Here is a 26,372-nt window from a genome sequence, read left to right as displayed (position 1 = left end):
GGTTCTAAGTTAAGGGGGCTTAACTTACTGTCCAATCAAATGTAGCAGGTCCAGGCCCCCTCTCAGCGTAGTTTGATCGCTCGTGGCACTGGGTGTAATTTGCTTGCCCTACAAGCTGGCCCAAGGCTAAAACAATTCACTGGATTGTGTTAGCCTTGTCCTACCCAAATATCCTAACCGATTTGAAATCGGAAATTAGTGCAATCTAGCGTCCAGCGATGAAATACAATTGCAAATTCGTTGGGATAGGAAAGCAAGATCGAGCGTAAAAAAAGCTTCAGTGTAGCTTTTTAAGGAGATGTCGGCATTCCGGGTGGGAAACCACGCTTATCGCCCGTGTGATCAAATTAAGCCGCTACCAATAATCCGCTTCTATTAAACCTTTCATTGCCAAATAATTCCTTGCTCTAGAATACACAAAGTCTTCCTGCTTTTCTACAAATCCAGATCTTACTGGATTATCGTGCATGTACTTAATACCACTTTCGAACATTCCTATTCCCAGTGGACGTTTTCGATATAGAGGAAATTGCTTATATTCAATTGTTTACAATAATTTGAGAAGATCATTAAAATCAAAACTATGGGTTCAAATAAAATTCAAGGAGAACTTTGGGGAAAGAATCCTGAAGATTGGGCATTAATCCAAGAAGCTACGGGTAGCGCAGGATATAAACACGTTTTTGATTTTCTTGATTTAAAGTCAACTGACAAACTTTTAGATGTGGGTTGTGGCTCTGGCTTCTTTAGCAACCTAGCATATTTAAAAGGCATAAATGTAGTTGGAATAGACGCAAGCGCACCTTTGATTGAACAAGCAAAAAAGCGAAATTCTCAAATTGAATTCCACATAGGAGAAATGGAAGAACTTCCTTTTGAGGATAATACTTTTGACATAGTTTGTGCTTTCAATTCAATCCAATACGCTGAGTCGGTTAAAAGTGCAATTTTAGAAAGTAAGCGTACTTTGAAAGAAAAAGGGAAATTAGTCATAATGATATGGGGTAATAAAGAAGATTGTGAAGCAGGTTCTTTCCTTAAAGTCATAGGTAGTTTACTTCCACCTCCACCCCCTGGCGCTGGTGGTCCTTTTGCACTTTCAGAAAACGAATTATTGGAAAATATTATAGCAGAATGCGGTTTAAGGATCATTGACAATACTGATGTCACCTCTGTTTGGGATTATCCAAATGCCGAAACTGCTTTAAAAGGTATATTATCCGCTGGACCAACAGCAAAGGCTATCAATAATAGTGGATTTGAAAAAGTATATGAAGAATCAGCGAAAGCAATTAAACCATACACAACAGATAATGGACATGTCGTGTATAAAAATAAATTTAGAGTGGTAATCTCTGAAAAAGAATAAGAAACTTTTGGCAACAATGGGTATCATATCATAATTCCCGATGGGACACATAGCCATCTGAATGTATTAAGATAGTAGTTTTTGAAAAATCTTCGATCAACTTTCTAGATATAGTCAGATCGTATTGAAGTCTAATTTTGGTTCCAAAATGATTTTTAACTCCTCGTCCTCTACCATTGCTTTTAAGAATGAATTTCATGCCCACTACTATCCCCCAAAACCAAAGCAAACGATTCCGTAGTATTGGTAATCCTCAGGACCTCTCTTTCCTTTGCATTTGCTAAATTGGCTTATAATAACTCCTAAAATAATTTACATGAAATTAACCTTATTGACCCTTTTCTTTGCAATGGCGCTTATGGTTTGCAAAGCTCAGGAAAGCAAACCAGGACCACAGCCACCGCCTGAAACAGGTGAAACATTCAAGGTGGGAATTGCCGGATACACCTTCGTGAAATTTGACCTGGACAAGACACTGGAAACATTGAAAGCCTTGGATGTACACTACCTGTGCATCAAGGATTTTCATTTGCCGATGGCTAGCACCGATGCTGAAATTGCTGCTTTTCATGAAAAACTGAAAGCCCATGAAATTACAGGATATGCAGTTGGCCCCATCTACATGAAATCCGAGGCCGAAATTGATAAGGCATTTGAGTACGCAAAAAGAGTTGGGGTAAAACTGATCGTAGGCGTTCCCAATGTGGAACTGCTTCCCTATGTAGATAAAAAGGTGAAGGAGTATGATTTTAAATTCGCCATCCATCTCCACGGTCCGGATATCAATATCTATCAGGATGCTGATGATGTGTGGAACCACACCAAAGACCTAGATCCAAGAATTGGAATGTGCCTGGATATTGGACATGACACGAGAAATGGGAAGGATCCAGTAGCCGATATGGAAAAGTATCACACACGCGTATTCGATATGCACATCAAAGACGTAACAGGACCTACAAAACAAGGCTATTCCCTCGAAGTAGGCCGTGGAGTAATAGACTTTCCGGCAATGGTAAAAATGATCAGAAAAGTAGGTTACACCGGTGTGTGCAGTCTGGAACACGAGCGGAATATGGATAATCCATTTATGGGGATAGCTGAATCCCTCGGATATTTCCGCGGGGTAATTGAAACGACCAAAGAATAGACTTCGAATTATTGCAAAATATGTATATCCGCTTTTCTACCAGTAAGGTGTCAAAAGCAATGTAAGATATGTTAAACTTAAGAATTGAGGCCACTTTTGCCTGTCCCGCCACTGCGGGAGTCTTCGGTCATCGATCTTCCAACCTGATAAGCAAAGAATCTAAGGTGACTGGCATCATTGCTGATAATCATATTTCAAAAACTATAAAGGCTGAATTCCCAAGGATTCAGCCTTTTTTTGATATAGTCGGATAGTAAGTCCAAGCATAATCTGAATGCCCTGCCACCCAGTCAAAGGGTAAAAAAACCACTGAATTATTTTTTAGTGACTTGGCCTCCTTTTAGCTACATCCTTACACAACTTTAAAAAACTTAATCAGTAAACTAAACCTGATATCAGTAGTTAAGATGTGTAAATGGATAAAATAAAAGAAACTACAGTAGCTATTATCGGCGGAGGGGCTTGTGGTGCGGCTACATTAGCAGAACTGATGGTGCAGCTGAAAATAGCGGGTAAGCACAAAACTACCAGGATTCTATTACTGGAAAAAAGGAAAGAGATCGGATTAGGACTAGCATTTAGCACAGATCAGCCCGGCCACTTGCTAAATACGCAGGCAGATCTGATGGGCATACATTCCTTTGAACCTAAGCACTTTTCACAGTGGCTGGAAGAGCATAAAGAAAATATCAAGCATGAGGTAAGAGAAGAAAATACCTTAGATGATTCCTATACCACGCGAAGGCTGTATGGAAATTATATCCAGGAACAGGTCAAGCATTACTTGGATGAGGCCAAAGAAATTGGATTAGAGATTACTATTGTTCACGATGAAGTAATTGATCTTATTCCCGGTAATGATCATCACTGGGAGATTAAGATGGCGAAGACGCCCAGTAGAAATGTAGATCATGTCATTCTGGTACCGGGAACGCCTAAGCCCAATAACTTTCCGGAATTTGATTCATTAAAGTCTTATTTTGGATTCCCTTGGCCAAGCGAACCCATTATCAACGGCATACCAAATGATGCCGAGGTTTGCTTGCTCGGCTCCAGCCTCAGTGCAATTGATGCGATTATGACCCTAATCGATAGCGGTCACACTGGTAAAATCCGGCTTTTTTCACTGGATGGCTTATTGCCTAGGGTTCAACCCAAGAAAGAATCACAATACGAAAGAAAGTTTTTGACGCTTGCCTGCATTCACCATATTCGTCGCACAGCATGGAGGCAACCTAAGGTGAAGGAGATTTTTAGACTGTTCCAGCAGGAGGTCGAGAATTATTTAGGCCATTCCATAGACTGGAAAACAACGGAGCGAAAAGGAATTCCTGCGGGTCAGCTTCTTGAACAAGACATCAGAATTGCTGAAGAGGGTGGTGATGCCTTTATTAATATTTTATACGGTTTACGTTACGAGGCTTCCCAAATCTGGGATTGGCTATCTGTGGCAGAGAAGCAGAGATTTAAGAAGTGGTTCGGGTCTTATTGGACAGTTACCCGCCATGGCATGCCTTTAGTCAACGCACGTAGATTAGATGAACTGTTCAAAAATGGAAAACTGGAAGTAAATTCTCCCCTCCATGACGTTAGCTACGATAAGGAAAAAGGGAAATTCATTTTTCAGTATGGTAATAAACAGAAGCATGAAGGAACATACTTAATCAACGCAACTGGTCCGGCTACAAAAATCGACAAGATGAAATCTACCTTACTTCAAAATTTACTGAAGAGTGGGGTTATTGAAGCCTATCCTGTAGGAGGGATTATGTTGGATCCTGATAAGATGGAAGTAATCAGCTCAAAAAATCCCCATAAAAATCTGTATGCCGCGGGGCATATCTGTAATGGAATGTTGCTGGATGTAAACGCCGTATGGTTTAATGTTAGGTCCATTGCAATGCTCTGTAAGAATATCACAAAAAAGATATAACATGGATGTTCTTATTGAACTTTACAAAAACTTATTACCCGTACTGGCATTTATAGGAGTTGGCTATTTCTTAAAAAAGCGGTTCAATATAAACCCAAATTTCATTTCAAATCCTTTGGTTTTTTTGCTTCTCCCTGTGCTGGTCATCTACAACATCTCTGAGGCTGACACATCCAAAATCGTAATTATCCCAATTATCTCTTTTTTAATTGCTTTGGCCATGAACCTTCCTGCTCTTTTGGCAAGGAAAACAATTGCAAAGGAGGAGGATATCAACTTGCTAAAGAGCTCCTTCACTTTTTTTAATGTTCTGTTTTTTGGAATACCTGTTGTATCAGCCCTTTTTGGCCAGGAAGCTACGAGCGTTTTGATCTGTGTATATCTGGGTACAGCGATATATGGTGATATCTTTGGATATTTTCAAGTGGCAAAGACAAAGCTGTCCACCAAAGAAGCATGTAAAGAACTGGCGAAAGTGCCTTTTATCTATGTCTTTATAGTTGCAATAGGTATTAAGATTTGGGGTGTCGAGATTCCCGATGAGGTGGATCCTGCAATGAATATTTTAGGCTGGGTCGTTTCCTGTCTCGGGATGATGATCGTGGGAGTACATCTTACTGATGTTGATTTCAGGAAAATCAAAATTCCTTATTTTGCAAAATTACTGGGTTTCAGGACGCTTTCGGCAATAGTTATTTCTATCGTATTCATCGGAGGTGAGTACTTGATATGGGAAAGCTTAGACACCGAAGATTATTTGATGTTGATACTACTGCCATTCTTACCTGTTGCATCCAATATTTCTCTATTCGCTTCTTATCTGGAAACTGAAGAAGAGCGTTTTTCACTGGTTGTGTTGCTTTCTATTATACTGTCACTGGTTCTTGTACCGGCGGTATCTCAATTTTTTCCCTCTTAAGGAATAGGTGTAGCCGCTCTAAACTCAGACAAGAGTATGTTGCGGTTGGCTATGTTTTATATGATCTACCAATAGCCTAACCCCCCAATTCGCTGGATTCTTATACCCTTGACGCTTTTAAGGATATATTAACCTTTTCTGGCTCAATCATCAACTGCTACCCATGGTGCTAATTAAAAAAGTTATCAGGTTCTCTTGTGCAATCAAATAATTGCATATATTTGAGCAACCATTTAGTTGCGGATAAGAAATGAAAACCAGACGAGACGTATTCCAAGCCATTGCGGACCCTACCCGACGGGCAATTATTTTGCTTTTGACCGTAGGTGCAATGACTCCCAATGCCATAGCAGAACATTTCAACTCGAGTAGGCAAGCTGTTTCCAAACACCTGCAAATTCTCACCGAATGTGAACTGGTACAGCAAGAGCAACAAGGCCGGGAAATAAATTATCACCTGAATGCTGATAAGATGAAGGACATAGAAAAATGGCTGGAGCAGTTTAAGCAACTTCTTACACAGCGATTCGACCAACTTGATACTGTTTTAGAACAATTAAAATCCAGAAGAAAATGAAAAGCAATCTAAAATTTGACTTTACTGTCAACAAGGAAAACAACACCGTAAACGTAAGCCGTGAATTTGCAGCAAACCTGGAGTTGGTTTGGGAAGCTTGGACCACGCCTGAGATTCTTGATAAGTGGTGGGCACCTAAACCCTACCGGACAGAAACAAAATCAATGGACTTTAGAGAAGGCGGAATGTGGCTTTATGCCATGATCAGTCCTGAAAACGTAAAGCATTGGTGCAAAAATGACTACCATAAAATTGTTCACCAATCTATGTTTTCGGGTTTGGATGCTTTTTGCGATGAGAAAGGAGAGGTAAATAAATCAATGCCAAGAACATTTTGGACCAATACATTCAACGAGCAGGGGGAAACTACAACTGTGAATATTGTAGCCCAATACGATAGCCTGGCTGATTTAGAGAAAGTTATCAAAATGGGCTTTAAAGAAGGCTTCACCATGGCGCTCGAAAACCTTGACCAATACATAGAATCACAGTTTAAGCTTCGCCAGCAAAACAAAACCAGCACTAAAGCTAGAGTTTCGAGCTACTTGAATTTTGACGGGAAAACCGAAGAGGCATTTTTGTTTTATAAGCAAGTATTCAAAACAGAGTTTTTAGGAAAAGGCATTGAACGCTTTGGTGACATTCCTGAAGAACCTGGAAATCCACCAGTAGCGGAAGGAATTAAGAAAATGGTCCTTCATGTAGAGCTGCCCATTCTCGGTGGACATATTTTAATGGGAACGGATGCGCCAAAGGAAATGGGCTTCACACTCTCAAAAGGAAACAACATGCATCTGTGCCTTGAACCTGAAACAAGGGAAGAAGCAGATCGCCTTTTCAATGAACTCTCAGCAGGTGGAAATGTCACCATGCCAATGGCCGACATGTTTTTTGGAGCTTACTTCGGAGAGTTTTCAGATCAATACGGGATTAATTGGATGATCAATTACCAAAATCCAGCCTGATGAAAAGAAGGTTTAATTGAGCACCTTATATATTGATAACTCGTACGCATTTTAAAAAATAGTAAATCACAATTTAGCCAGCCGTTTAAATGGCTGGCTAATTGATAATTAAAACCTACGGTATTGACGAGCTTATGATAACCTACAGTCTGGCTGCTCACATTGCTTGTTCAATAGGAAAATCCTTAACTCTCCCTCCTCACGAAAAGGGTGATCTCGTGGCAAGAGGTTTCAGAGACTGAATTAATTCTTTGTCCTACAATCCATACTTTTCTCCCATTCCCCTTATCAGTTCAAACCCCTTCTCTGCCATATCCCATGGCTCAGAAAAATTCCTCCACACACCTATGGAGTTAGCAAAAGCGGGATCATTTCTGGTAAAACCTTCGATAGTCAACCATCCTTTGTATTGGATATCTGCTAGAGCTTTAAATGTCTCATCAAAATCCACATGACCTGAACCCGGCGTACCACGGTCGTTTTCTGAGATATGGAAATGCCCTAATTGTGGCGCAATAAACTTGATCGCATCTCCCAGCTTTTTCTCCTCTATATTGGCATGGTGCGTATCAAACATGGCTTGCACATTTGGATGATCCACTTTCTTGAGCAAATACGAAAGCTGCTCCATGGTATTGCAGAGGTAGCATTCAAAGCGGTTTAATGCTTCCGGAGTCAGCAATACTCCAGCTTGCTGAGCATAGTCACCCATTGCATGCAGATACTCTGACGACCAGTTGTATTCATCTTCAATTGGTTCGCGGGAGGCAAAAACCGTAAATGCCGAATGATAAGGGCCACAAAGTACTTGGGCATGTAAATCAACTGCTCTATCGATCACCCATTTGAGTTGCTCGCAAGCCGCTGACCTTACTTTAGCATCGGAAGAAATTGGGTTTTGCTCTGGGCCCATGACAGTCACAGCAGTCACTTCCAATCCTATATCTGCACAGTGCTTTCCAACTAATTTGAAGGACTCCACAGGCGAACCACCTATAAAAAATTCCGCTCCATCATATCCTATCTTTTTTAATCTATCCAGAACAGGCAATAGCTCCTCAGACATTTCAGCTGACCAAGCCAGCACATTAAATCCTATTTTGTTCATTTTATTATTGTCAACAGACTACAGACCATAGTCCACTGCCGCATCTCTATCGACTGTTGACTGTGGTCTATGTACTTATTTTATTTGAAATCACTTACTTTCATTCCCTTTCTAAAGCTGTCAAAGCCAAACATAGTAGGCTCATAACTCCCAACTATCTCTACAGAAAGCTCTGGTGTGATCACCTCTGGCATGTCCAGCAGCCAAAAGGAAGCATTCACTATCAAGCGACGCATATCCTCCACCTGAAAATCTAATGAGGAGCCTAGTGTACTTCCTAGTACTTTTCCGGATTTGCCACCATCCATGGAATACTCTTTTGTCCAGGCTATCGGCATAATTGATTTATCCCACATCAGTGGAGACTCCGGAGTCATTCCAGCTGTAGATTGGCCAAATAACAATACGTTAGCGTCTGAAGATAAATTCTTAATCGAATACACATCAGTCGGTACCCAGATATCATCCACTCCACGAAGAATCGGATGATCAGCATCGCGATCTATTCCATCGATCAACACTCTAGTTCCTTCAGATTTGTGGATTCCGTGATGATTAATCCAAGTTTCGCCTACGATTTGCTGACCGAAACCGCCTTCCCAACCTGAAACTTTACTATTCCAATTCCACTTGAAATAAGGGGAGTTTTCATCTTTTATTGCAAAGGGATGAGTAGAAGTACGCAGAGCAATGAAGGGTTTCCCGGATTTGAAATAATCCTCCAAATGTTTCATTTGATCTAAAGGAAGATCCCTAAAACGGATCAACATGATGACCAAATCAGCCTGCTCTAAATACTCTAATCCAGGGATGTTATTTTGGTAGCTTGGCACCACATTTCCCGTTTCAGGTTCGATTGGGAAAAGCACCGTGGTATTAAAGCCATACTGTGTGGAAAGAATTTTCGCCATCATTGGCATAGATTCCTCCGACCTGTATTCATCATCTCCTGAGATGAGCACAACATTCTTCCCTTTACCGGGGCCATCTTTTCCCTCGAATTGCAAGTAAGTTTTGCCATTTTGGGCTGAAGCACAAGAAACTCCAAAGGCTGCTACAAAAATCAATAGGAAGTGGAGCGTTTTCAAATAAGAATTAATCATAATTTGTCAGAAATGAGTTCGGAAAATAGTGAATCTTTTAAGGCTTTTCATCCTGAAAGTGAATTTCTCTTTCGGTATCGATTCCGTTAATTCTTTCACCTTTCAACAGAAAAATGAAAAAAGTAGCAATAAAAAATTCCTACTTTCTCATCCAAAATAAAATTGTACAACCCAAATAGCCTCAAAACATGAATTGAAGCATAGCTTATCCTCTTTAAAAAGGATATTTATTGACTATGCGAGATTCTTCCGACGAAAATTGGGACAGGCTGTCTGACGATTAAAACAATAATAAGCTCATGAAAAACGACAGAAGAAACTTCCTCAAAACCGGTTCGCTTGCGGCGTTAGGACTTAGCGGAATTACATTCGTTCCTTCGAATGTACTAGGCAAGACAACTGGACACATAGCTCCAAGTGATAAGGTAAATCTTGCCTGTTGCGGAATTGGTAATCGTGGTGCTCAAATAATGGATGCACTACATGCTACTGGGCTATGCAATATCGTAGCTCTTTGCGATGTGGATATGGGAGCTCCCCATACTACGGAAATGATGAACAAATTTCCCAACGCCAAACGTTTTCAGGATTTTAGGAAGATGTTTGATGAGTTTGGAAATGGATTCGAAGCGATAACCGTCGGAACTCCTGATTTTTCCCACTTCCCGATTACTATGCTAGCAATGTCCGAAGGAAAGCATGTGTACACAGAAAAGCCCATGGCACGTACTTTCAATGAGGTGAGCTTGATGATGGATTCGGCAAAAAGGCATAATGTAGTCACCCAAATGGGGAATCAGGGACATTCTGAAGGGAACTATTTCCAATTTAAAGCTTGGAAGGAAGCTGGGATTATCAAAGATGTCACTGCGGTGACTGCTCATATGAACAGCCCACGAAGATGGCACGGTTGGGATGTGAATATGCAGAGTTTCCCTAAAGCTGAACCTATTCCTTCTACTCTAGACTGGGATACTTGGCTTATGGCAAGATTCCCGCATGATTATAACAAAGACTTCATCAATGGACAATGGAGATGCTGGTATGACTTTGGGATGGGGGCGTTAGGAGACTGGGGGGCTCATACTATGGATACAGCCCACGAATTTCTTGATCTTGGTCTACCTTATGAAGTAGAGCCGGTGATGCTGAAAGGTCATAATCCATTCTTTTTCCCCATGTCATCAACACTTGCTTTCAAATTTCCAGAGCGTGGAGATATGCCGGCTTTGACCATGACTTGGTACGATGGCGTGGACAATGTCCCTCCGGTACCTGAAAATTACGGAGTGTCTGAACTGAACTCGGATATTCCTGCAGCCAGCACAGGACAGATCCAACCTGCGAAGCTAAATCCAGGAAAAATAATTTATGGCAAAGACCTCACCTTCAAAGGAGGATCTCATGGCAGCACACTTTCAATTATAGGTGAAGAAAAAACTAAGGATATGGCAAGCAAGCTACCTGAAGTACCTGAAAGTCCTTCCAACCATTTTGCAAATTTCTTAAAAGCTTGTAAAGGCGAGGAGGAGACACGCTCAAGATTTGAGATTGCTGGACCGCTAAGTCAAGTATTCTGCTTGGGTGTACTTGCTCAGCAATTGAATACTACATTGAAATTCGACAGGGAAACTCAGAGAATTACTAATAATCCTCTTGCTAATCAATTGCTTGGAGGGGAAGTTCCTAGAAAAGGATGGGAAGAGTTTTATACTCTTTAATATGATTATCCACACTGGTGCCATTCGCGCCTTACATTCTTTGCTTATTTGGTCGGAAGACAGAAGACAGAAGTGGCCTCCATTATGAGTTTAAACATATCCTAGATTGCTTTTGACTCTTTACTTGTAGAAAAGAGGATATACATACTGAGTAAAAAATGATTGTTAATAAAAAAGCTGGAACAATTTCTTGTTTCAGCTTTTGTTGTTTTTAAACCTCTCAGTTCATAGAAGTTTCGAAAGGGCATGGTAAGAATCCCCAAAAAGCTAAACCTTAGTTATTTTCTAATCCAATCAAAAGCATTGAATTAAAAGGGAGCTTTGGTAATTCTGGAAAGTCGCTAATAGAAAATCTTCAATTAAAATTTAGGGCAAGGAAGCAAGGTATCGCGTCTCTGTGGCTTGCCTTGGTTATTGTTAGGTAAGGTCCAGGATAAACTTAGCTCATGGGCTCCACCTGATTGGATACCTAACTGGGATACGGTATAATCAAAGCTATATCCGATGTTCAACCCGGAGAGCAAGTTCAATCCAACCATCATGACAATCGCATCGCGGTTACTTTGCTCCTCCACTTTTTTGTAAGGCAGTCCTCTATACCATACACCAAATACGATAGGCTCCACATAAAAATATGCTCCCACATCAAGTTGCTCGAACGGACCTTGTTTTTTATAATTAATAGTAGGCGTTAAGTAGCGCTGCCTTCTAATGTGGGTAAAATCGCCTCTCATGGCACCTTCTCCCAAAGAAATTCTATATCCGGCATGTGCAGAGAATTTAGCCGGTAGAGGACTATCTCCATCTATAAAAGACTGGTTCGGCTGATTCACATGATGTGCAGATCCCCCAATCCAGAAATCTTCTGTGAAAAACAACCCTCCAAAAGAAAGGGAAAGCATATTTACAGGATCTCCCAAACCCGGAATATCACTTCCAGGAAGTGTAGGACCAAAAGGGTCACTCGGATTTATTTGATTGGCAAAAATTAAATTTTCATAGAAGCCGATTTCCCTGCGGATATAACTAGCCTGAAATCCAGGCCTGAAATAAGCATTCTCCCCCAATTTCAATTCATAAGAATAAAGGGCTGAAATAGTAGTAGAGCGCAGTTTGGAAGCACCTTCTGTGTCCTGCATAACCATCACACCTATCCCAGAGTTGTAATCATTCAGATAGGTATCGTAGTAAGCGGAAAAAGTAGTAAACTGTGCATCAATACTTGGCCACTGGTTTCTATAATTAAAACCCACACGGCCTGTTAACTCAGATCCTGCAAAAGCTGGATTTAAGTAAAGAGGCGCCGCATAATATTGGCTATATTGCGGATCTTGTGCGTAAGCATGGGTTCCAACAAATAGTCCAACCACGCAAAGAAAAACAACGTAAACCTGAGACCGTAACAAGTATTTGTTCGTTAATTTGAATATTCAGTAGGCTTGTTCAACGATACAAAACGTATCTAGTTGTAGAAGCAGTTCGAAAATTATGAAAAGCAGCCCTAATTCCATAAGGTTACCGTACATTTTTATTATTAGCCTCCTATTTACAACTTTTGTATTTAATACTATCGGCTATTCTCAAGGATTTAACGACAATGAATGGATTTTCGGGTATTGCAGTGGTTCTACCGAAAATAATTACATATCATTTGGCAAAGGAGGCAGTCCAACGGTACAGTCTATTCCCGGGTCAATAGTATTTACAAAGAATAATTCAGCGCTGGCCATCGACCCCATAACGGGTCAACCCTTATTTCTTACAAATGGTGAGTTGGTCTACGACTACAGCCAAAATCCCATCCAAGGAGTTGGTTCTGGTCTCAATGGAAACATAGATGGCGTACAGCAAGTAGCTACCGGTTTCTTGGAATATGATCCAGATGGAAATAAGCTATTTTACATATTTTATCTTTCCCTGGGAGGTGAGTTGCAATATGCATTGGTAGACATGAATGCTCCAGGTCAAGCAACCGGAAATGACAGACCTCTAGGCGAAATCACCTCCAAGGATAATGTAATTGGCTCCGGATCCGGGGCAGTCTTAGTCGTCAAAGCCCCTTCATCATCTTCTTATTTGATCAGTTTTGATAATGGAAATTTGATTTCTCGCAGTGTCGATGCCGGTGAGGGCAATTTCACCACCACTGACAGTCAGGGAATTGATTCCACCCCAAGGCAAATCGTTTTTTATGATGATACCAATCAACTAATCATTATACCTGAGTCTGAAAATAACCCTATACTTCTTTTGGATTTCGATACGGGTAGTGGGACTTTCGGGGCTCCTACTCCGATCACCCAATCATCTGGAATGGGGGCTTATGGTGGCGCGGAGTTTTCTCCGGAAGGTAATTTCATTTATTATTCCGCAGGTGATTCATTGCTACGTGTACCCACTGCTGACCTCACCGCTACTCCGGAAGTAATTCCTATCGAAGGGCCCGGCACTCCTCCCTCAGGAATTTTTGCAGTGTATGATGTGAAAGTAGGACCAGATGGAAACATTTATTACATCTATGAAGAAGTAGAAGGCGGGCCTCAAATGGTTGGTAAAGTAACCAATCCAAATGAATTGGACTTAAATCTGATTGAAGTAGAGGAAGACCCATTTGCAGGAGCAGACTTTTGTGGAACAATATTCCCTACGTTTGCTCCCAATACCGATATTGCTCCAACAGTTGATTTTACATGGGCTCCAGAAATGCCATGTGCAAACAATCCTGTTCAACTTACTTCGATATTAACTCCAGAAAACTACAGACCAGTTAGTTTTGAATGGTCATTTGATCCTCCACTTCTTGATTCGGCGGGTAATGAACTTCCTGCCGATTATTCTCAAGAACATTTTTTAATTCCTGCTGATGCAGCACAAGAAACCAGTGTGAATGTCACTCTAACGGTAACTTTTGCAGATAGTATTACTCAGGTGGTTAATCACACTATCCCTCTTACGGAAAATAATTTACAGGCTAATTTTTCCCCATCGGACACCACGCTGTGCGAGACTTGTATTGATATAGGTCCATTGCTTTCTGCCCAATCCGGAGAAGAAGATGGCCCAGGAGGAGGGACCGGGGGCGGTGGTCAGGGAGGCCAAGACAACTATGAATATTTCTGGTCAAATTATAGAGACGAAGGCTGGGGCACCAGAACTGAAAATACGGTGTGCAAACCAGGTGTATATTGGGCATTAGTTCGTGAGCCAGGATCGTCTTGCTATGCATACGCTGAGATACGCGTTAAAATGTGGGATGTAGACGATCAGACCAACAACATTTGGTACTTTGGTGATGGTGCAGGACTGGACTTCAATCCTGATCCTGATAATCCTGAAGGCCCTACTCCTAGACCTATAGCCTCACCACATCCGCAAAATATACCTTCCGGAACGACTACTATTTCAGATCAGGCAGGTCAAGTACTCTTTTACACTGATGGCCAATCTGTCTGGGATCTGAATGGAAACTTGATGGAAAATGGTGAGGATATCGGTGGGGATAATTCGAGTAGTCAAGGCGTAATCGCCGTGCCGGTTCCTGGAGAACGAACTCTCTTTTATCTATTTACTTCCCAGGTATCTGCAAATGGAAGCAACGAGGCAAATTACACGCTGGTAGATATTAAGTCAGAAAATCCTACAGGTGTAGGAAACGTGGTGACTAAGGATAATTTTCTATTTAGCCCTTCCACTGAACATACTGCTGCATTGGAATCAGGAGATACGACATGGGTAATGTATCACGAACTAGGCAATAACACCTTCCGTGGCTATCCGGTTTCTGCACAAGGTATAGGTCAGCCCGTGCTTAGTTCCGTAGGCAGTAATCATGGATTTAACTCTGGAGTCGGGGCGATGAAATTCAACTCAGATGAAGACAAACTTGCTGTCACTATCACAGAGGGAGGATGTAGCAAAGTTGAAATTTTTGACTTTGACAGCGACACGGGTGAAGTGACCGAATATGCGCGAATTGATCTGGGTTGTGAAGGGGAAGTTTACGGGCTTGAGTTTTCTGAAGACGGGGAACGAGTCTTGATTTCCTACCTGAATGGCGGACCGGGCATAGAGGAGTTTATTATCAAAGCGACTGAAAATGACGACCCTGATGCTGCTGTTTGTCCTACATGCTTCGAAGGAGCAAGCACCCGAGCGGAAATAGAAGCTTGTATCCTTAGCACCAAAAACCAACTCAGCGGAACTGCAGGACTTAATCTTGGGGCGTTGCAGATAGGTCCAAATGGTCAAATCTATGTAGCCGTAGTAGGTGACAATAGAATAGGGCAAATCAACGTAGGTACAGGTTGTACTTCTGAAAGTACTTTTACCCAAGACGGTATAGATGCTATGCCGGGAACTTCAAACCTTGGGCTACCTTCCTTTGTCCAAAGTTCTGGAAGCTCAATTCCCGAACCTAGTTTAGCCGCTCCACCAAGACTTTGTCTTGATCCAGAACTCGGTGCAGGTGCATTATTAGAAGGTGGTGGAGAACCTGACATAGACAGCTATTTCTGGACAATTACCAACAATGATGATGGTACCGTGATCAGAAGTGACTACGGAGGACCTGGAGATGAATTTCAAAATTTGGAGCAGATATTCAGTGAGGCAGGAACTTATACTGTGGAACTAAGAGTCGATAGATGTGGTGATCCTGAATTTTTCCGGGCTAGCACAGAGATATTGGTTGAAGCTCCCCCACAGTTGACACTAGCGGATGATGCGACGCTTTGCGCTGGCAATCCTATTACCTTAACTGCAATAGACGGGTACGATCCAGCTGAAGGCTTGTATGATTTCGAATGGACAAATGCTGCGGGTCAAGTATTTGGGGATGAAAACTCAAACACAATTACGGTAGAAGAAGAAAGCATTTATACTGTAACTGTTAATTATAGATTGCCTGAGGGAATTTCTGAAGAGGAAGCCCTTTTATACAATACCTGCCCTGCTACTGCAGAGATTTTTGTAGGTCCTGCATTTGAATTTGAGCTTACACAGACTGCTGAGGAAGTTTGCTATGAGGAAACCACAGTCACTTTTGCTCCAAACACCCCTATTACAGGTCAATGGTTCTATGAGTTGGAGGGAGATCCAAACCGGGTTTCTTTAGGTGAATTCTTTGAGCTCGAACTCAAGATCCCATCCCTTCCTGGCCCAGGTAATTACGAGATAATTTTCGTAACACAAGATCCTATTTTGGAAGGTTGCACAGTTGAGAAAAAATTAGATCTGCTGGTTAACGAGTTGCCGCTGTTCATTGCTGCACAAACTACTCCAGCTACCGATTGTGTGACGCCCGATGGATCTTTTGAGATCACGATGCAATCTCCTGCCAGCACTGTCAATGTAGTGGGTGAAGACATCTCATTTACCAATGTGAATCAGGGCGATGTATTGACTGTACCTAATCTTCTTCCGGGGAATTATAGCATTGAGAGTGAAAACGCGACGGGATGTACCTACTCACAAACAATTACAATAGAAAACTTGAACCCTCCAATAGGTTTTGATTATACTATTTCAGTTGAAAATGAGCAATGTAATGATTCTGGTGTAGAGCCTGGATCTATCCAAATATCATTTTCTGCTCCTGTAACAGCAGGCTATGTGATTACAAGACAGGGTGATGGAGCTGTTTTTCAAGGAAATATAATTGCAAGCCAGCAAGTAACAGTACCACTGGGATTTGGAGATTATTCTGTAGAAGTAATAGACCCATTAGGATGTGCTATTCCTGATTCGAACATCTATACAATTACTGAGACCCTCGAGGTAGTATTCTCAGTTCCTTCAGATTTCACAGCATGCGAAAGCTTCACCTTCACTCCTACTTCTCCTGACGAATTAAATTATACGGTGACAAACTCTAGCGGAACTGTGATACCTGCCGATGCAAACGGAGAATATATAATTATTGAATCAGGGACTTATACAGTGACAGGCGAGGATCCAAGTGGCGTAAATTGCCCATCTGAGAAAACAATTGTGGCTAATATTACCCAACCTATAGATTTTGAAATTTCTGATCCAATTGTTGATTGCGAAGTGGGTGTTCAGTACGAAGCAATCCTGAACAATGCAGACCCTGCTGATGTGGTTTTCCTTTGGAAAGACAATGCTGGTGTGATTGTAGGAAGACGGCAAACATTTGCACCTAGCAGATCAGGAGAATATACCTTGGAAGTTCAGCCCATTTCCGGAGGATTATGCATCACGGAAGAAATATCCTTTACAGCTGAGGTAAGTTCTCTAACTGTAGATGTAAGTTTGGATATTGCTCCCTTCTGTGTTGAGCAGACGAGCACTACAATTACTGTAATAGCAGACACACAGGATGTTGCAGATATAGAATGGTATAGTGTAGTAAATGGTACCCGAACAAGAATTCCTGCTTTTGATGGCTTGCCAATTATAGAGGTTTCTCAGGAAGGAACTTACGAAGCATTGTTAAGGAGCAGCTTTGGATGCGAACTGGGCCGTGCAAATGGGGTTGTTTCCAAATCCACCATCATCCCTCCGATAGTTCCAGCTGAACTTACTATATGTGCTGTTGAAGGAGTTACCCAGGAAATTGACCCGGGCACCTATGACAATTATTCCTGGAAGCTAAATGGAATTGAAGTTTCCCAGGCTCCTGTGTTTACCCCAACTCAGGAAGGAATCTATGAACTTACTGTTTCTGATAATTTGGGTTGTGAATACATCACCAGTTTTGAAGTAAGAGAAGATTGCTCGCTGAAAATAATTTTCCCGAATGGCATAGTACTCAATGATCCAAATAGAAACTTCATACTTTATGCAAATGAATACATAGATGATGTAGAAGTATATATCTACAACCGATGGGGAGAACTGATTTTCTACTGTACACATGAGAATCTAGAACCACAGCAGCCATTCTGCCCTTGGGATGGACAGGTAAGAGGAGAATTGGTGCCGAATGGAACATATGCTGTGGTAGTGAAGTTTACCAGCGAGGACCAAAATAAAACAGAAAAATTAACCAAAGCGATTACAGTAATTCAATAGTATGCTTATTCTGATATCTCCAGCAAAAACCCTGGACTATAGTACACCAAATTTTCAAACATCTACCCAGCCTGATTTTCAAACAGATACTCGCTCACTGGTGAGGATTATGAAAAAAAAGTCAGCGAAAGAAATCAGTGATTTAATGCACATCTCTGATAACCTAGCTGAACTGAATACAGAACGATTTAAGAATTTTCAGAATGATTTTACAGTCGAAAATTCAAAACAGGCAATTCTAGCCTTCAAAGGTGATGTGTATACCAAAATGGATGTCGATGATTATTCCAAGGAAGATTTCGATTTTGCACAAAAACACCTTCGAATTCTTTCCGGTCTTTATGGCTTGCTAAAGCCATTGGATTTGATCCAACCTTACCGCTTGGAAATGGGGATCCGACTAGAGAACAAAAAAGGAAAAAACCTATATGAGTTTTGGGATAAGAAAATCGCCAAAGCCATCAATGAAGCATCGAAGTCCAAAACTATCATTAATCTCGCTTCACAGGAATACTTTAAAGCTGTGCATCTCAAGACTTTGAAAAGCCCTGTTATAAACATCGAATTCAAGGACCAAAAAGAAGATGGTTATAAAATCATCGGGTTTTTCGCAAAGCAAGGGAGAGGCATGATGAGCAATTTTGCTATCAAAAACAGAATCACTGATCCAGAGAAATTAAAAACCTTCAATGAAGGTGGGTACGAGTACTCTGAAAAAATGAGTGATCAGCACAACTGGGTCTTTATCCGCTAGTACTCCTTTGCTCCAATTTATTCATGCATAGTTGTTTAAGTCTTCTGTTAAATTTGAAACTATATAATAGGTTAATATATATAGTTGATAATAATAATAGGTAAGATTAAACAATTACATATTTAGGCGGATTTTATCTTATCTAAAGATCAGATATTATGCATAACTAAATTATTTTTTGGCATTAAATTGGCAAACCGGATTGAATCTGATATACGTATGTATCTGTCAGCATAAGTCACTTATTTTCTAGGTGATGTGGTGAACTTCGAAAAATCAGGGATTACAATTCATGTTCTTAAATAGACGCACTACCTTTAATTAAAAACATCTCAATAGTTCATCTGAATTAAGGGTAGAATATTTTTATTCACTCATAAAGGAGATACTTCAATCATAAAAGGTATTGTTACCTTTGTGAAGAATCTAATTTGAAATTATTGAGACCTCGCCACCAACTTACTACAATGATGATTAGGTTAATTTTTGTTTTCACCATCCTTATTTTAAATCTTCTAGCAACTTGGGGGAGCGATTTTAAAGATGAGATTGAAAACAAAAGCGCCAACAACATAGCAGATCTGGGAATCACTGGTGACGCGGATATGTGTATGGTCAATGGTTTTGTAATCGGAACATATAGCGCAGGAGGTGAAGCAGGGGATGTTTATGAATGGATAATCACAAATTCCTCAGGGGCAGAACTTTTAAAAAGAAGCGGTGGTGACCAATTTGAAACTATCCAATTCTTATTTAATGAAGTGGGTAACTATACAGTCTCCCTAAAAGTAAGAAGAGGTACTGAAGCTAATTTTTATCAGGAAAACTTTCCTGTTTCGATACAGAGTGGAGCTACACTTATATTAAAACCAGATTATTTATTGTGCGGCGATTCACCAGCTACACTTTATGCTTTAGATCCTGGGTCCCCTAGCCTTTCGCAATATTCGATTGTTTGGAAAGACATTAGTGGTAACATACTTGGAACCGGGAATGAGTTTCTTGCCTACAATGCAGGCTACCATTTTGTGGAATTAATCCTCTCCGATCCGAATGTCACGCAGGCTTGTTCTATCAAAGGAACCACCTTTGTGGGACCACCTATTGACTTTCAGATTATCAAAAGTTCAGATAAAATCTGTGAGGGAAACAGTATAACCTTAAGACCAGACACTCCTATAAGTGGAGAATGGTTCGTTAAAAAAAGTACCGACGCTACCAGAACAAGTTTGGGAAAAGCATTTGAAATTGATATTCGCTCTCAAGATCTTAGTGGTCCAGGGATTTATGAGGTAGTTTTCAGTGCTGAGTACGACGAATATCCAAATTGTGCATCCCAAAGAACTACTACATTCGAGCTATTGCCTTTTAGACAGGTAGATACTAAAGTTCTAATAGAACCTGATAATTGTTCGGACGAAACTGGAAGTTTTAGTGTTACGAGTAATTCTAATCTAACTTCTATAGAAATACCTGAACTCGGAATAACCGAAAGCCCTGTAGCAGCTGGACAAGTGTTCACTTACACTAATTTAAAATCAAAGGTATATTCTGTCATCGCTACTCAAAATGGCTGTAGGGTTACAAAATCGGTTACACTTGACCCGATAAACCCTCCTACATCGCCTGTGCCAACAGTGACGATAACACCCGAGTCCTGCTCCGCAGAAGGAGTGTCTAGAGGGACTATGGGAGTTAGTTTTGGAGAACCGATTGTAAACGGAGAATATCGTCTATTCTCTCCTAATAGGGGAATAGTAGATTCAGGCACGATTCCAAATAGTGGTGAACTAAGCTTAAGTCTTAATTCTGGTGATTATTTGATTGAATTGACTCTTGACGGATGCACCTACCCTACTGAATCATTCACCATAATAGACCAGCCTCAGGTACAGTTCACTGTCCCTGCTAATTTTCAAATATGCGAAACGTTTGATTTCATCCCTGAAACAAATCAGGATTTGATTTTCACAGTAACTTATCCTAACGGAAGCACTCAAACGTCAAATTCGGGAGAAATTTTTGTATTGGATATGGAAGGTGATTATTCTATCAAAGCTGTAGCTAACGATCCTTCATCACCATTATGCCCACAGATCAAGAGTTTTAATGTAAAGCTTTCCAAAACTTTCACATACGAACCTACTAAAATCGAAGCGGGTTGTGTTGCTCCTATCAAGTATGGTCCAAATATCCAAGGAATTGATCCTAACGAAACCACGATAAGATGGTTAAATTCAGCAGGAGAGGTCGTTGGAAGAGGTATCGAATTTTACCCTCAGACAGTAGGTTTATACTCCCTAATAGTGCAGCCTAGGTCTAGTGGTTTTTGTGATGTCGCTCCTGCGGAATTTGAAGTGGTAGCGCCAATAACTTCTGTACCAATGGACCTGGTAGCTACACCACTTTGCCCTGATCCGGGAAGTGCTATCATCACTTTGACTACCAATGAAGATGAAGTCTTGACTACAGAATGGAATTTCTATGATTTAAATGACCAGCGTGCAGAATTGCCTGAGTTCAACAATCTCTTAGAAATAGAAGTAAATCAGCCAGGAACTTACGAGGCCGTTGCATTTAACCGTTTAGGATGTGAGATAGGAAGAAATCTAATCGCGGTAGAAGAAAGTGCCCAACCGAAACTTGAGTTGGAGGAGACATACCCAATTTGCTCCATCAAAAACAATATAACTCCAATAGATCCAGGAGAATATCAGAAGTACGAATGGTTTTTTGGAGAGGATTTAGTTTCAACTGAGCGATTATACATGCCAGGAGAAATAGGCGAATACACATTAGTAGTTACTACAGTTGATGGATGTGTATTTGAAGACAGCTTTATGACCGAAGAAATCTGTGACTTTAAAGCAGCTTACCCAAATGCAATGATTTTAGGAAATTCCTCGAGAAATTTCGGAGTAATGTTGAGCGAAGACATCACTGAGGCAGAAGTTTATATTTCCACTAGGCAGGGCGAGTTAATTTATCATGCGACTACTGATGAAATAGCTTTTGGTGTACCCGTGCTCACCTGGGACGGAATAGTCAATAGAAAATACGTGGCGACTGGAAATTATGTGGTGGTTTTATTCATGAGAAATCCTCTTCTTGGTTTGGAAGTAAAAGAAACAGGATCTTTACTCGTAATAGATTAAAGACGTAATTCTGAACAATATTTTTATTAGCGGAAAAGGTCAAATCCGATATTTTCCCTATTTTTCCGCCTTTGGAATCAATTGTTCACAACCCAAAATTCAAAAACCTATAAATATGAATCAAACCATTAACAAATCGGCACTTTTCAATGGCAGCTGTTTTGCGCTAATTACCACTGGCTTATCCTTCTCTATCCGTTCAGGAATTCTGACTCAACTTGGAACCGAATTTTCCCTATCAGGCGAGCAGCTTGGTTTCATCAACTCCATGTGGTTCTTTGGTTTCCCTATTTCAATGATTATAGGTGGATTATTCTACCATTCAGTTGGGCCAAAAAATATCATGAAGATTGCTTTTGTAATGCACACGCTAGGTGTCTTATTAACGGTATTCGCAACAGGATATGTAGGACTACTTATTTCAATGCTTTGTATTGGATTAGGTACAGGCTGTACTGAAGCTGCATGTAATCCTATGATTGCTGACATGTACTCCGGAGACAAAATGAACAAGATGCTTAACAGATTTCACATGTGGTTCCCTGGAGGTATCGTGATGGGAGCATTGATTTCCAAGTTCATGACAAATATGGATCTAGGTTGGCAAGCTCAAATGGGAGTAATTATGATTCCTGCCATTACCTATTTTATATTGTTTTATGGGAAAAAATTCCCAGAGCCAAAAATTAACGAGGCAACTTCACTTAGTAGCAATCTAAAAGCAATGATGTCCCCATTATACATCTTCCTGATTGTTTGCATGGCACTTACTGCTATTTCTGAATTTGGACCGGGACAGTGGGTAGAGATCATTCTAGGTAGTAGCGGTGCGGATCCAATGATAATTTTAGCACTCACTGCTGGTTTAGTGACTATATTGAGATTCTTTGCTGGACCTGTAGTTAGTTCATTGGGACAAACAGGTGTCTTGTTGGGAGGAGCAATTTTTACTGCTATAGGCATTTATCTGTTTAGTGTTGTTACAGGACCTGTTGCCTATTTGGCAGCAATCGTTTACGCATTAGGATATGCGTACTTCTGGCCTGTCATGGTAGGAGCGGTTGCTCAGCGTGTTCCATTAAGTAGCGCGTTGGGAATGTCAGTAATAGGGGCAATTGGAATGTTTTCTTCTGGATTTTTCCAACCGATTATTGGTAACTGGATTGACGATTCGACAATCGAAAACACTGCAAAAGGACTTACTGGTAATGCACTAGAGCTTGCGACAGGACAGGATACACTTCAGAAAATGATGGTCTTCCCAATCATTTTGATAGTAATGTTCACCATACTGTTCTTCTGGCAGAAAGGCAAAAAACCAGCTGCAGTTGCGGCTCACTAAACATTATTAAAAGCAGCCTTCGGGCTGTTTTTTTTGCTTCAATTCTTTTAAGAAAATTCTCTAATGCGAGAACTCAGTTCATATTTAGTTACTTTTCCTTAATTTGAATCTGCAATTTTAAAACTCTATTAACCTCTCCTCCTATGTTCAAGAATTTTACTGTGATTAGTCTTCTGGGACTTCTACTTTTTTCCTGTGAGAAAAAACCGACAACTCTGACGGATGAAGAGTATTCTAAGCTCACCGACGAGCAAAAAAGATCCCCAGAACATGGGGTAGACGGAATAGTCGTGGCAGACGAAAGATTGGAGCTCACTCTATTCGCATCAGAACCTATGATGTCCAACCCTACCAATATGGACATCGATGACCGTGGTCGGGTATGGATCGCTGAAGCTTACAATTATAGAACTACCTTAAATCCCCGTAACCCAACCAAAGCGGAAGGCGATCGAATCCTGATCATGGAGGATACAGACGGAGATGGAGTAGCTGATGAATCTAAAGTTTTCTATCAAGGCACCGACATCAATGCGGCTTTGGGAATTGCAGTTTTCGGAGATAAAGTTTATGTGTCTGTAAGTCCTTATGTATATGTATTCACTGATGCAGACGGGGATGATATTCCTGAAAAAAAGGAAATATTATTTGAGGGCGTAGGTGGTGAGCAGCACGATCATGGCATGCACTCCTTTACTTTTGGACCCGAAGGCAAGTTGTATTTCAATTATGGAAATGAGGGAAAAGGAATCCATCATGCGGATGGATCCCCGATTTTAGATCCGCTAGGCAGACCTGTGAACAACGAAACCTCTCCGTATCGGGAAGGGATGGTTTTCCGGATGAATCCAGATGGCTCTGACGTAGAAGTGATGGCTTGGAATTTTAGAAACAATTTTGAAATCACTGCCGACAGCTACGGAAGAATGTGGCAATCTGACAACGATGATGACGGTAATAGAAGTACCCGAATCAACTACGTTATGGATTATGGAAACTACGGCTTTAAAGATGAAATGACAGGAGCCGATTGGAGAGCTAGAAGAATCAACATGGAAGACTCCGTTTATCAACAACACTGGCACTTAAATGATCCGGGAGTAGTTCCAAATTTACTTCAGACTTATGCTGGTTCTCCTACGGGTATTCTAGTATATGAAGGGAAACTACTACCTGAAGAATATCATAATCAACTCATACATTCTGATGCTGGACCCAACATCGTACGAGCTTATCCAGCTGTACCAGCCGGAGCAGGGTTTGATGCCAAAATCATTAACATTCTGGATGGTAATTCACGTGACAATTGGTTTAGACCATCTGACGTGACTGTATCCCCTGATGGATCACTTTTCGTTTCAGATTGGTATGACCCAGGAGTTGGTGGGCACGCGATGGGTGATTTGGAAAAGGGGAGAATATATCGTGTAGCTCCAAAAGGAGTTGAATATTCCATTACGAAGCCAGATTACACAAGCATTCCATCGTTGATTTCTTTACTTCAAAACCCAAATCGTGCGACACACTTCAAAGCTTTCATGGCTTTAGTGGAAAAAGGCGAGGAAGCGAAAGATGCATTAGAAACACTCTATGCTGAAGGAGAAAGCAGAATGCGGGCAAGAGCATTCTGGGTACTGACCAAATTGCCAAATGGCAATAATTACATCAAAACGGCAGCAACAGATTCAGATGAAAACATCAGAGTGGCAGCCATTCGAGCTTACAGAAACAATAAAATGAGTGATGTATCCTTCTTGCTGGAGATGGCTGGGGATGAATCAGCACAGGTACGCAGAGAAGTAGCCTTGGCAATCAGATACAAGTCTAATCCTGAGGTGTGGCTAAAGCTGGCAAATGGGTATGAAAGTGGAGATCGCTGGTATTTAGAGGCACTAGGTATCGCTGCAGAAGGCTTTTGGGATGATTACTTACCGAAATACCTAGAAGCAGTTGGTTCGGGATGGATGGAAAGTCAAGAAGCAAAAGACATTGTCTGGAGATCCAGAGCAGCTAATACTGCTGAATTACTCGGCAAATTAATCCTTACCCAACCAGGAAGAAATAACCAATCCTATTACAGAGCGCTGGACTTCCAATCACCTTCCGCAAAGAATGAAACGTTAAAAAGCCTTCTAGCAAACGCTCCTGAGGAAGATCAATTGATAATTTTGAGACAAATCAGTTTTGATCCAAAAAATCCGGATAGGCAGATACTCTCTCTTGCCAAAGAAACTGCGGGAAGCATAGCAGATGATAGAGACTTTATGGATATAGTAAGTAAATACAGCTTGTCCGATCAAAAAGAAAGACTTCAAAAGCTGGTTTACCAAACGGAAAACAATCAACATTCCCAAATGGCAGCAAACATCTATGCCTCACTTTATGGTATGGATGACATTGAAAAATCATTTGCAAATTCTGATGAAGCGCAGAGCATTCTCGCTATTAAGCAATTTGGTTCCATTGACAATGAGGCTATGGCAAGATCCCTTTTTGCTATTTATTCCGATGAATCCAAATCCTTGGAACTAAGAACTGCTGCCATGGAAGCTGCAAAAGGCTACAATTCTGAACCCTATCTGTGGGAACTTGCTAAAGCTGATCAGATACCTGCCGATATGCTTCCAATTGCCCAAAAAATTCTCCTCTCCTCATGGAATGGAAACATCCGAGCAGAGGCAAATGAAAAATTCGGCAGTGATTCCGCAAATTCAACTATTGATATAAATAAATTAGTCTCACAGCAGGGCGATGTTGAGCAAGGTATTCTTATTGCGGATAACTACTGTCTAGCCTGTCACAAAATCGCGGATAAAGGAATTGATTTCGGTCCTGGATTATCAGAGATCGGAGATAAACTCTCTAAAGAAGGGCTGTTCAACGCCATCATAAATCCTTCCGAAGGGATGGGCTTTGGCTATGAAACACAACTGGTGAAATTAAAGGATGGTACTGAGTTCACTTGTATTGTCAACTCTAAAACAGAGAATGACCTGGTAGTGAAAATGGTGGGTACTGCAGAACAAAAAATCTATAAGTTGGTGAACGTAGAAAGCATAACCCAGCTTGAAGAATCACTTATGCCTAAGTTCCCGCTCTCTGAAACTGAGCTGGTGGACTTGGTTAGTTATTTGGAAACACTGAGGAAATAGGGAGTTAGCGAGTCAGAGAATAGATATTGGAGATTTGATTCGTTAATATCTGTTCTCTTAATCTATTAAAGATTAACTATATATAAATTAAC

16 protein-coding genes are annotated in these 26,372 nt (G+C 40.9%); 13 read left to right on the top strand and 3 right to left on the bottom strand.

From position 1 onward, the window contains the following. The first annotated feature begins 583 nt into the window (after positions 1–583). The 7 genes from AACZ73_RS13975 (at position 584) to AACZ73_RS13945 (ending at position 6,913) form a co-directional block, all read left to right on the top strand. Positions 584–1,369, top strand: a complete 786-nt coding sequence (locus tag AACZ73_RS13975; protein ID WP_339878740.1) for a class I SAM-dependent methyltransferase — start codon at positions 584–586, stop codon at positions 1,367–1,369. Positions 1,370–1,727: 358 nt separating this feature from the next. Then, positions 1,728–2,519, top strand: coding sequence for a sugar phosphate isomerase/epimerase (locus AACZ73_RS13970; protein WP_339878749.1), 792 nt, complete (start codon positions 1,728–1,730; stop codon positions 2,517–2,519). A 68-nt stretch (positions 2,520–2,587) separates the two neighbouring features. Next, positions 2,588–2,773 carry a hypothetical protein gene (locus tag AACZ73_RS13965; RefSeq protein ID WP_339878738.1) on the top strand — a complete coding sequence of 62 codons (186 nt, stop codon included), beginning with the start codon at positions 2,588–2,590 and terminating at the stop codon, positions 2,771–2,773. 161 nt (positions 2,774–2,934) lie between these two features. Continuing rightward, a complete protein-coding gene (locus AACZ73_RS13960; RefSeq protein ID WP_339878736.1) occupies positions 2,935–4,452 on the top strand; it encodes an FAD/NAD(P)-binding protein in 1,518 nt (505 codons plus the stop codon). Between the two features lies 1 nt (position 4,453). After that, a complete protein-coding gene (locus AACZ73_RS13955) occupies positions 4,454–5,371 on the top strand; it encodes an AEC family transporter (protein WP_339878734.1) in 918 nt (305 codons plus the stop codon). 250 nt (positions 5,372–5,621) lie between these two features. Next, positions 5,622–5,948, top strand: a complete 327-nt coding sequence (locus AACZ73_RS13950) for a metalloregulator ArsR/SmtB family transcription factor (protein WP_339878732.1) — start codon at positions 5,622–5,624, stop codon at positions 5,946–5,948. Next, the gene (locus tag AACZ73_RS13945; protein ID WP_339878730.1) at positions 5,945–6,913 is read left to right on the top strand and encodes an SRPBCC domain-containing protein; all 969 of its coding nucleotides are present in this window, start codon (positions 5,945–5,947) and stop codon (positions 6,911–6,913) included. Before AACZ73_RS13950 ends, AACZ73_RS13945 begins: the two co-directional genes overlap by 4 nt. 256 nt (positions 6,914–7,169) lie before the next feature. Here AACZ73_RS13945 and AACZ73_RS13940 read toward each other — a convergent pair whose 3' ends face one another. Beyond that, positions 7,170–8,021, bottom strand: coding sequence for a sugar phosphate isomerase/epimerase family protein (locus tag AACZ73_RS13940; RefSeq protein WP_339878728.1), 852 nt, complete (start codon positions 8,019–8,021; stop codon positions 7,170–7,172). Positions 8,022–8,101: 80 nt separating this feature from the next. Next, positions 8,102–9,124, bottom strand: coding sequence for a ThuA domain-containing protein (locus tag AACZ73_RS13935; protein WP_339878726.1), 1,023 nt, complete (start codon positions 9,122–9,124; stop codon positions 8,102–8,104). A gap of 299 nt (positions 9,125–9,423) precedes the next feature. On the opposite strand from AACZ73_RS13935, the gene AACZ73_RS13930 reads away from it, so the two are divergent. Further along, positions 9,424–10,845, top strand: a complete 1,422-nt coding sequence (locus tag AACZ73_RS13930) for a Gfo/Idh/MocA family oxidoreductase (RefSeq protein ID WP_339878724.1) — start codon at positions 9,424–9,426, stop codon at positions 10,843–10,845. Between the two features lie 359 nt (positions 10,846–11,204). Here AACZ73_RS13930 and AACZ73_RS13925 read toward each other — a convergent pair whose 3' ends face one another. After that, positions 11,205–12,251 (bottom strand): type IX secretion system membrane protein PorP/SprF, encoded by a 1,047-nt coding sequence (locus tag AACZ73_RS13925; RefSeq protein WP_339878722.1) that lies wholly within the window; start codon positions 12,249–12,251, stop codon positions 11,205–11,207. An 82-nt stretch (positions 12,252–12,333) separates the two neighbouring features. On the opposite strand from AACZ73_RS13925, the gene AACZ73_RS13920 reads away from it, so the two are divergent. The 5 genes from AACZ73_RS13920 to AACZ73_RS13900 all read left to right on the top strand — a co-directional run bounded on the left by AACZ73_RS13920 (position 12,334) and on the right by AACZ73_RS13900 (position 26,280). Next, positions 12,334–17,877, top strand: a complete 5,544-nt coding sequence (locus tag AACZ73_RS13920) for a gliding motility-associated C-terminal domain-containing protein (RefSeq protein WP_339878720.1) — start codon at positions 12,334–12,336, stop codon at positions 17,875–17,877. A 1-nt stretch (position 17,878) separates the two neighbouring features. Further along, positions 17,879–18,631, top strand: coding sequence for a peroxide stress protein YaaA (gene yaaA, locus AACZ73_RS13915; RefSeq protein ID WP_339878718.1), 753 nt, complete (start codon positions 17,879–17,881; stop codon positions 18,629–18,631). A gap of 467 nt (positions 18,632–19,098) precedes the next feature. After that, on the top strand, positions 19,099–21,786 hold the full coding sequence (locus AACZ73_RS13910; protein WP_339878716.1) for a hypothetical protein: 2,688 nt from the start codon (positions 19,099–19,101) through the stop codon (positions 21,784–21,786). Between the two features lie 115 nt (positions 21,787–21,901). Next, positions 21,902–23,128: an MFS transporter gene (locus AACZ73_RS13905; RefSeq protein WP_339878714.1), complete on the top strand. Its 1,227-nt coding sequence runs from the start codon at positions 21,902–21,904 to the stop codon at positions 23,126–23,128. 143 nt (positions 23,129–23,271) lie between these two features. Next, positions 23,272–26,280, top strand: coding sequence for a PVC-type heme-binding CxxCH protein (locus AACZ73_RS13900; RefSeq protein WP_339878712.1), 3,009 nt, complete (start codon positions 23,272–23,274; stop codon positions 26,278–26,280). The last annotated feature ends 92 nt before the right edge of the window (positions 26,281–26,372 follow it).

Origin of the sequence: uncultured Algoriphagus sp., from assembly GCF_963974835.1 — a bacterium.
Classification (GTDB): domain Bacteria; phylum Bacteroidota; class Bacteroidia; order Cytophagales; family Cyclobacteriaceae; genus Algoriphagus.
Note: the sequence above shows the minus strand (reverse complement) of the source record. Positions and strands in the feature narration are given on the sequence as shown.

Coding starts and splice junctions, on each gene's coding strand:
- AACZ73_RS13975 (WP_339878740.1), top strand. CDS start 584: ATGGGTTCAAATAAAATTCAAGGAGAACTTTGGGGAAAGAATCCTGAA.
- AACZ73_RS13970 (WP_339878749.1), top strand. CDS start 1,728: ATGGTTTGCAAAGCTCAGGAAAGCAAACCAGGACCACAGCCACCGCCT.
- AACZ73_RS13965 (WP_339878738.1), top strand. CDS start 2,588: ATGTTAAACTTAAGAATTGAGGCCACTTTTGCCTGTCCCGCCACTGCG.
- AACZ73_RS13960 (WP_339878736.1), top strand. CDS start 2,935: ATGGATAAAATAAAAGAAACTACAGTAGCTATTATCGGCGGAGGGGCT.
- AACZ73_RS13955 (WP_339878734.1), top strand. CDS start 4,454: ATGGATGTTCTTATTGAACTTTACAAAAACTTATTACCCGTACTGGCA.
- AACZ73_RS13950 (WP_339878732.1), top strand. CDS start 5,622: ATGAAAACCAGACGAGACGTATTCCAAGCCATTGCGGACCCTACCCGA.
- AACZ73_RS13945 (WP_339878730.1), top strand. CDS start 5,945: ATGAAAAGCAATCTAAAATTTGACTTTACTGTCAACAAGGAAAACAAC.
- AACZ73_RS13940 (WP_339878728.1), bottom strand. CDS start 8,021: ATGAACAAAATAGGATTTAATGTGCTGGCTTGGTCAGCTGAAATGTCT.
- AACZ73_RS13935 (WP_339878726.1), bottom strand. CDS start 9,124: ATGATTAATTCTTATTTGAAAACGCTCCACTTCCTATTGATTTTTGTA.
- AACZ73_RS13930 (WP_339878724.1), top strand. CDS start 9,424: ATGAAAAACGACAGAAGAAACTTCCTCAAAACCGGTTCGCTTGCGGCG.
- AACZ73_RS13920 (WP_339878720.1), top strand. CDS start 12,334: ATGAAAAGCAGCCCTAATTCCATAAGGTTACCGTACATTTTTATTATT.
- yaaA (WP_339878718.1), top strand. CDS start 17,879: ATGCTTATTCTGATATCTCCAGCAAAAACCCTGGACTATAGTACACCA.
- AACZ73_RS13910 (WP_339878716.1), top strand. CDS start 19,099: ATGATGATTAGGTTAATTTTTGTTTTCACCATCCTTATTTTAAATCTT.
- AACZ73_RS13905 (WP_339878714.1), top strand. CDS start 21,902: ATGAATCAAACCATTAACAAATCGGCACTTTTCAATGGCAGCTGTTTT.
- AACZ73_RS13900 (WP_339878712.1), top strand. CDS start 23,272: ATGTTCAAGAATTTTACTGTGATTAGTCTTCTGGGACTTCTACTTTTT.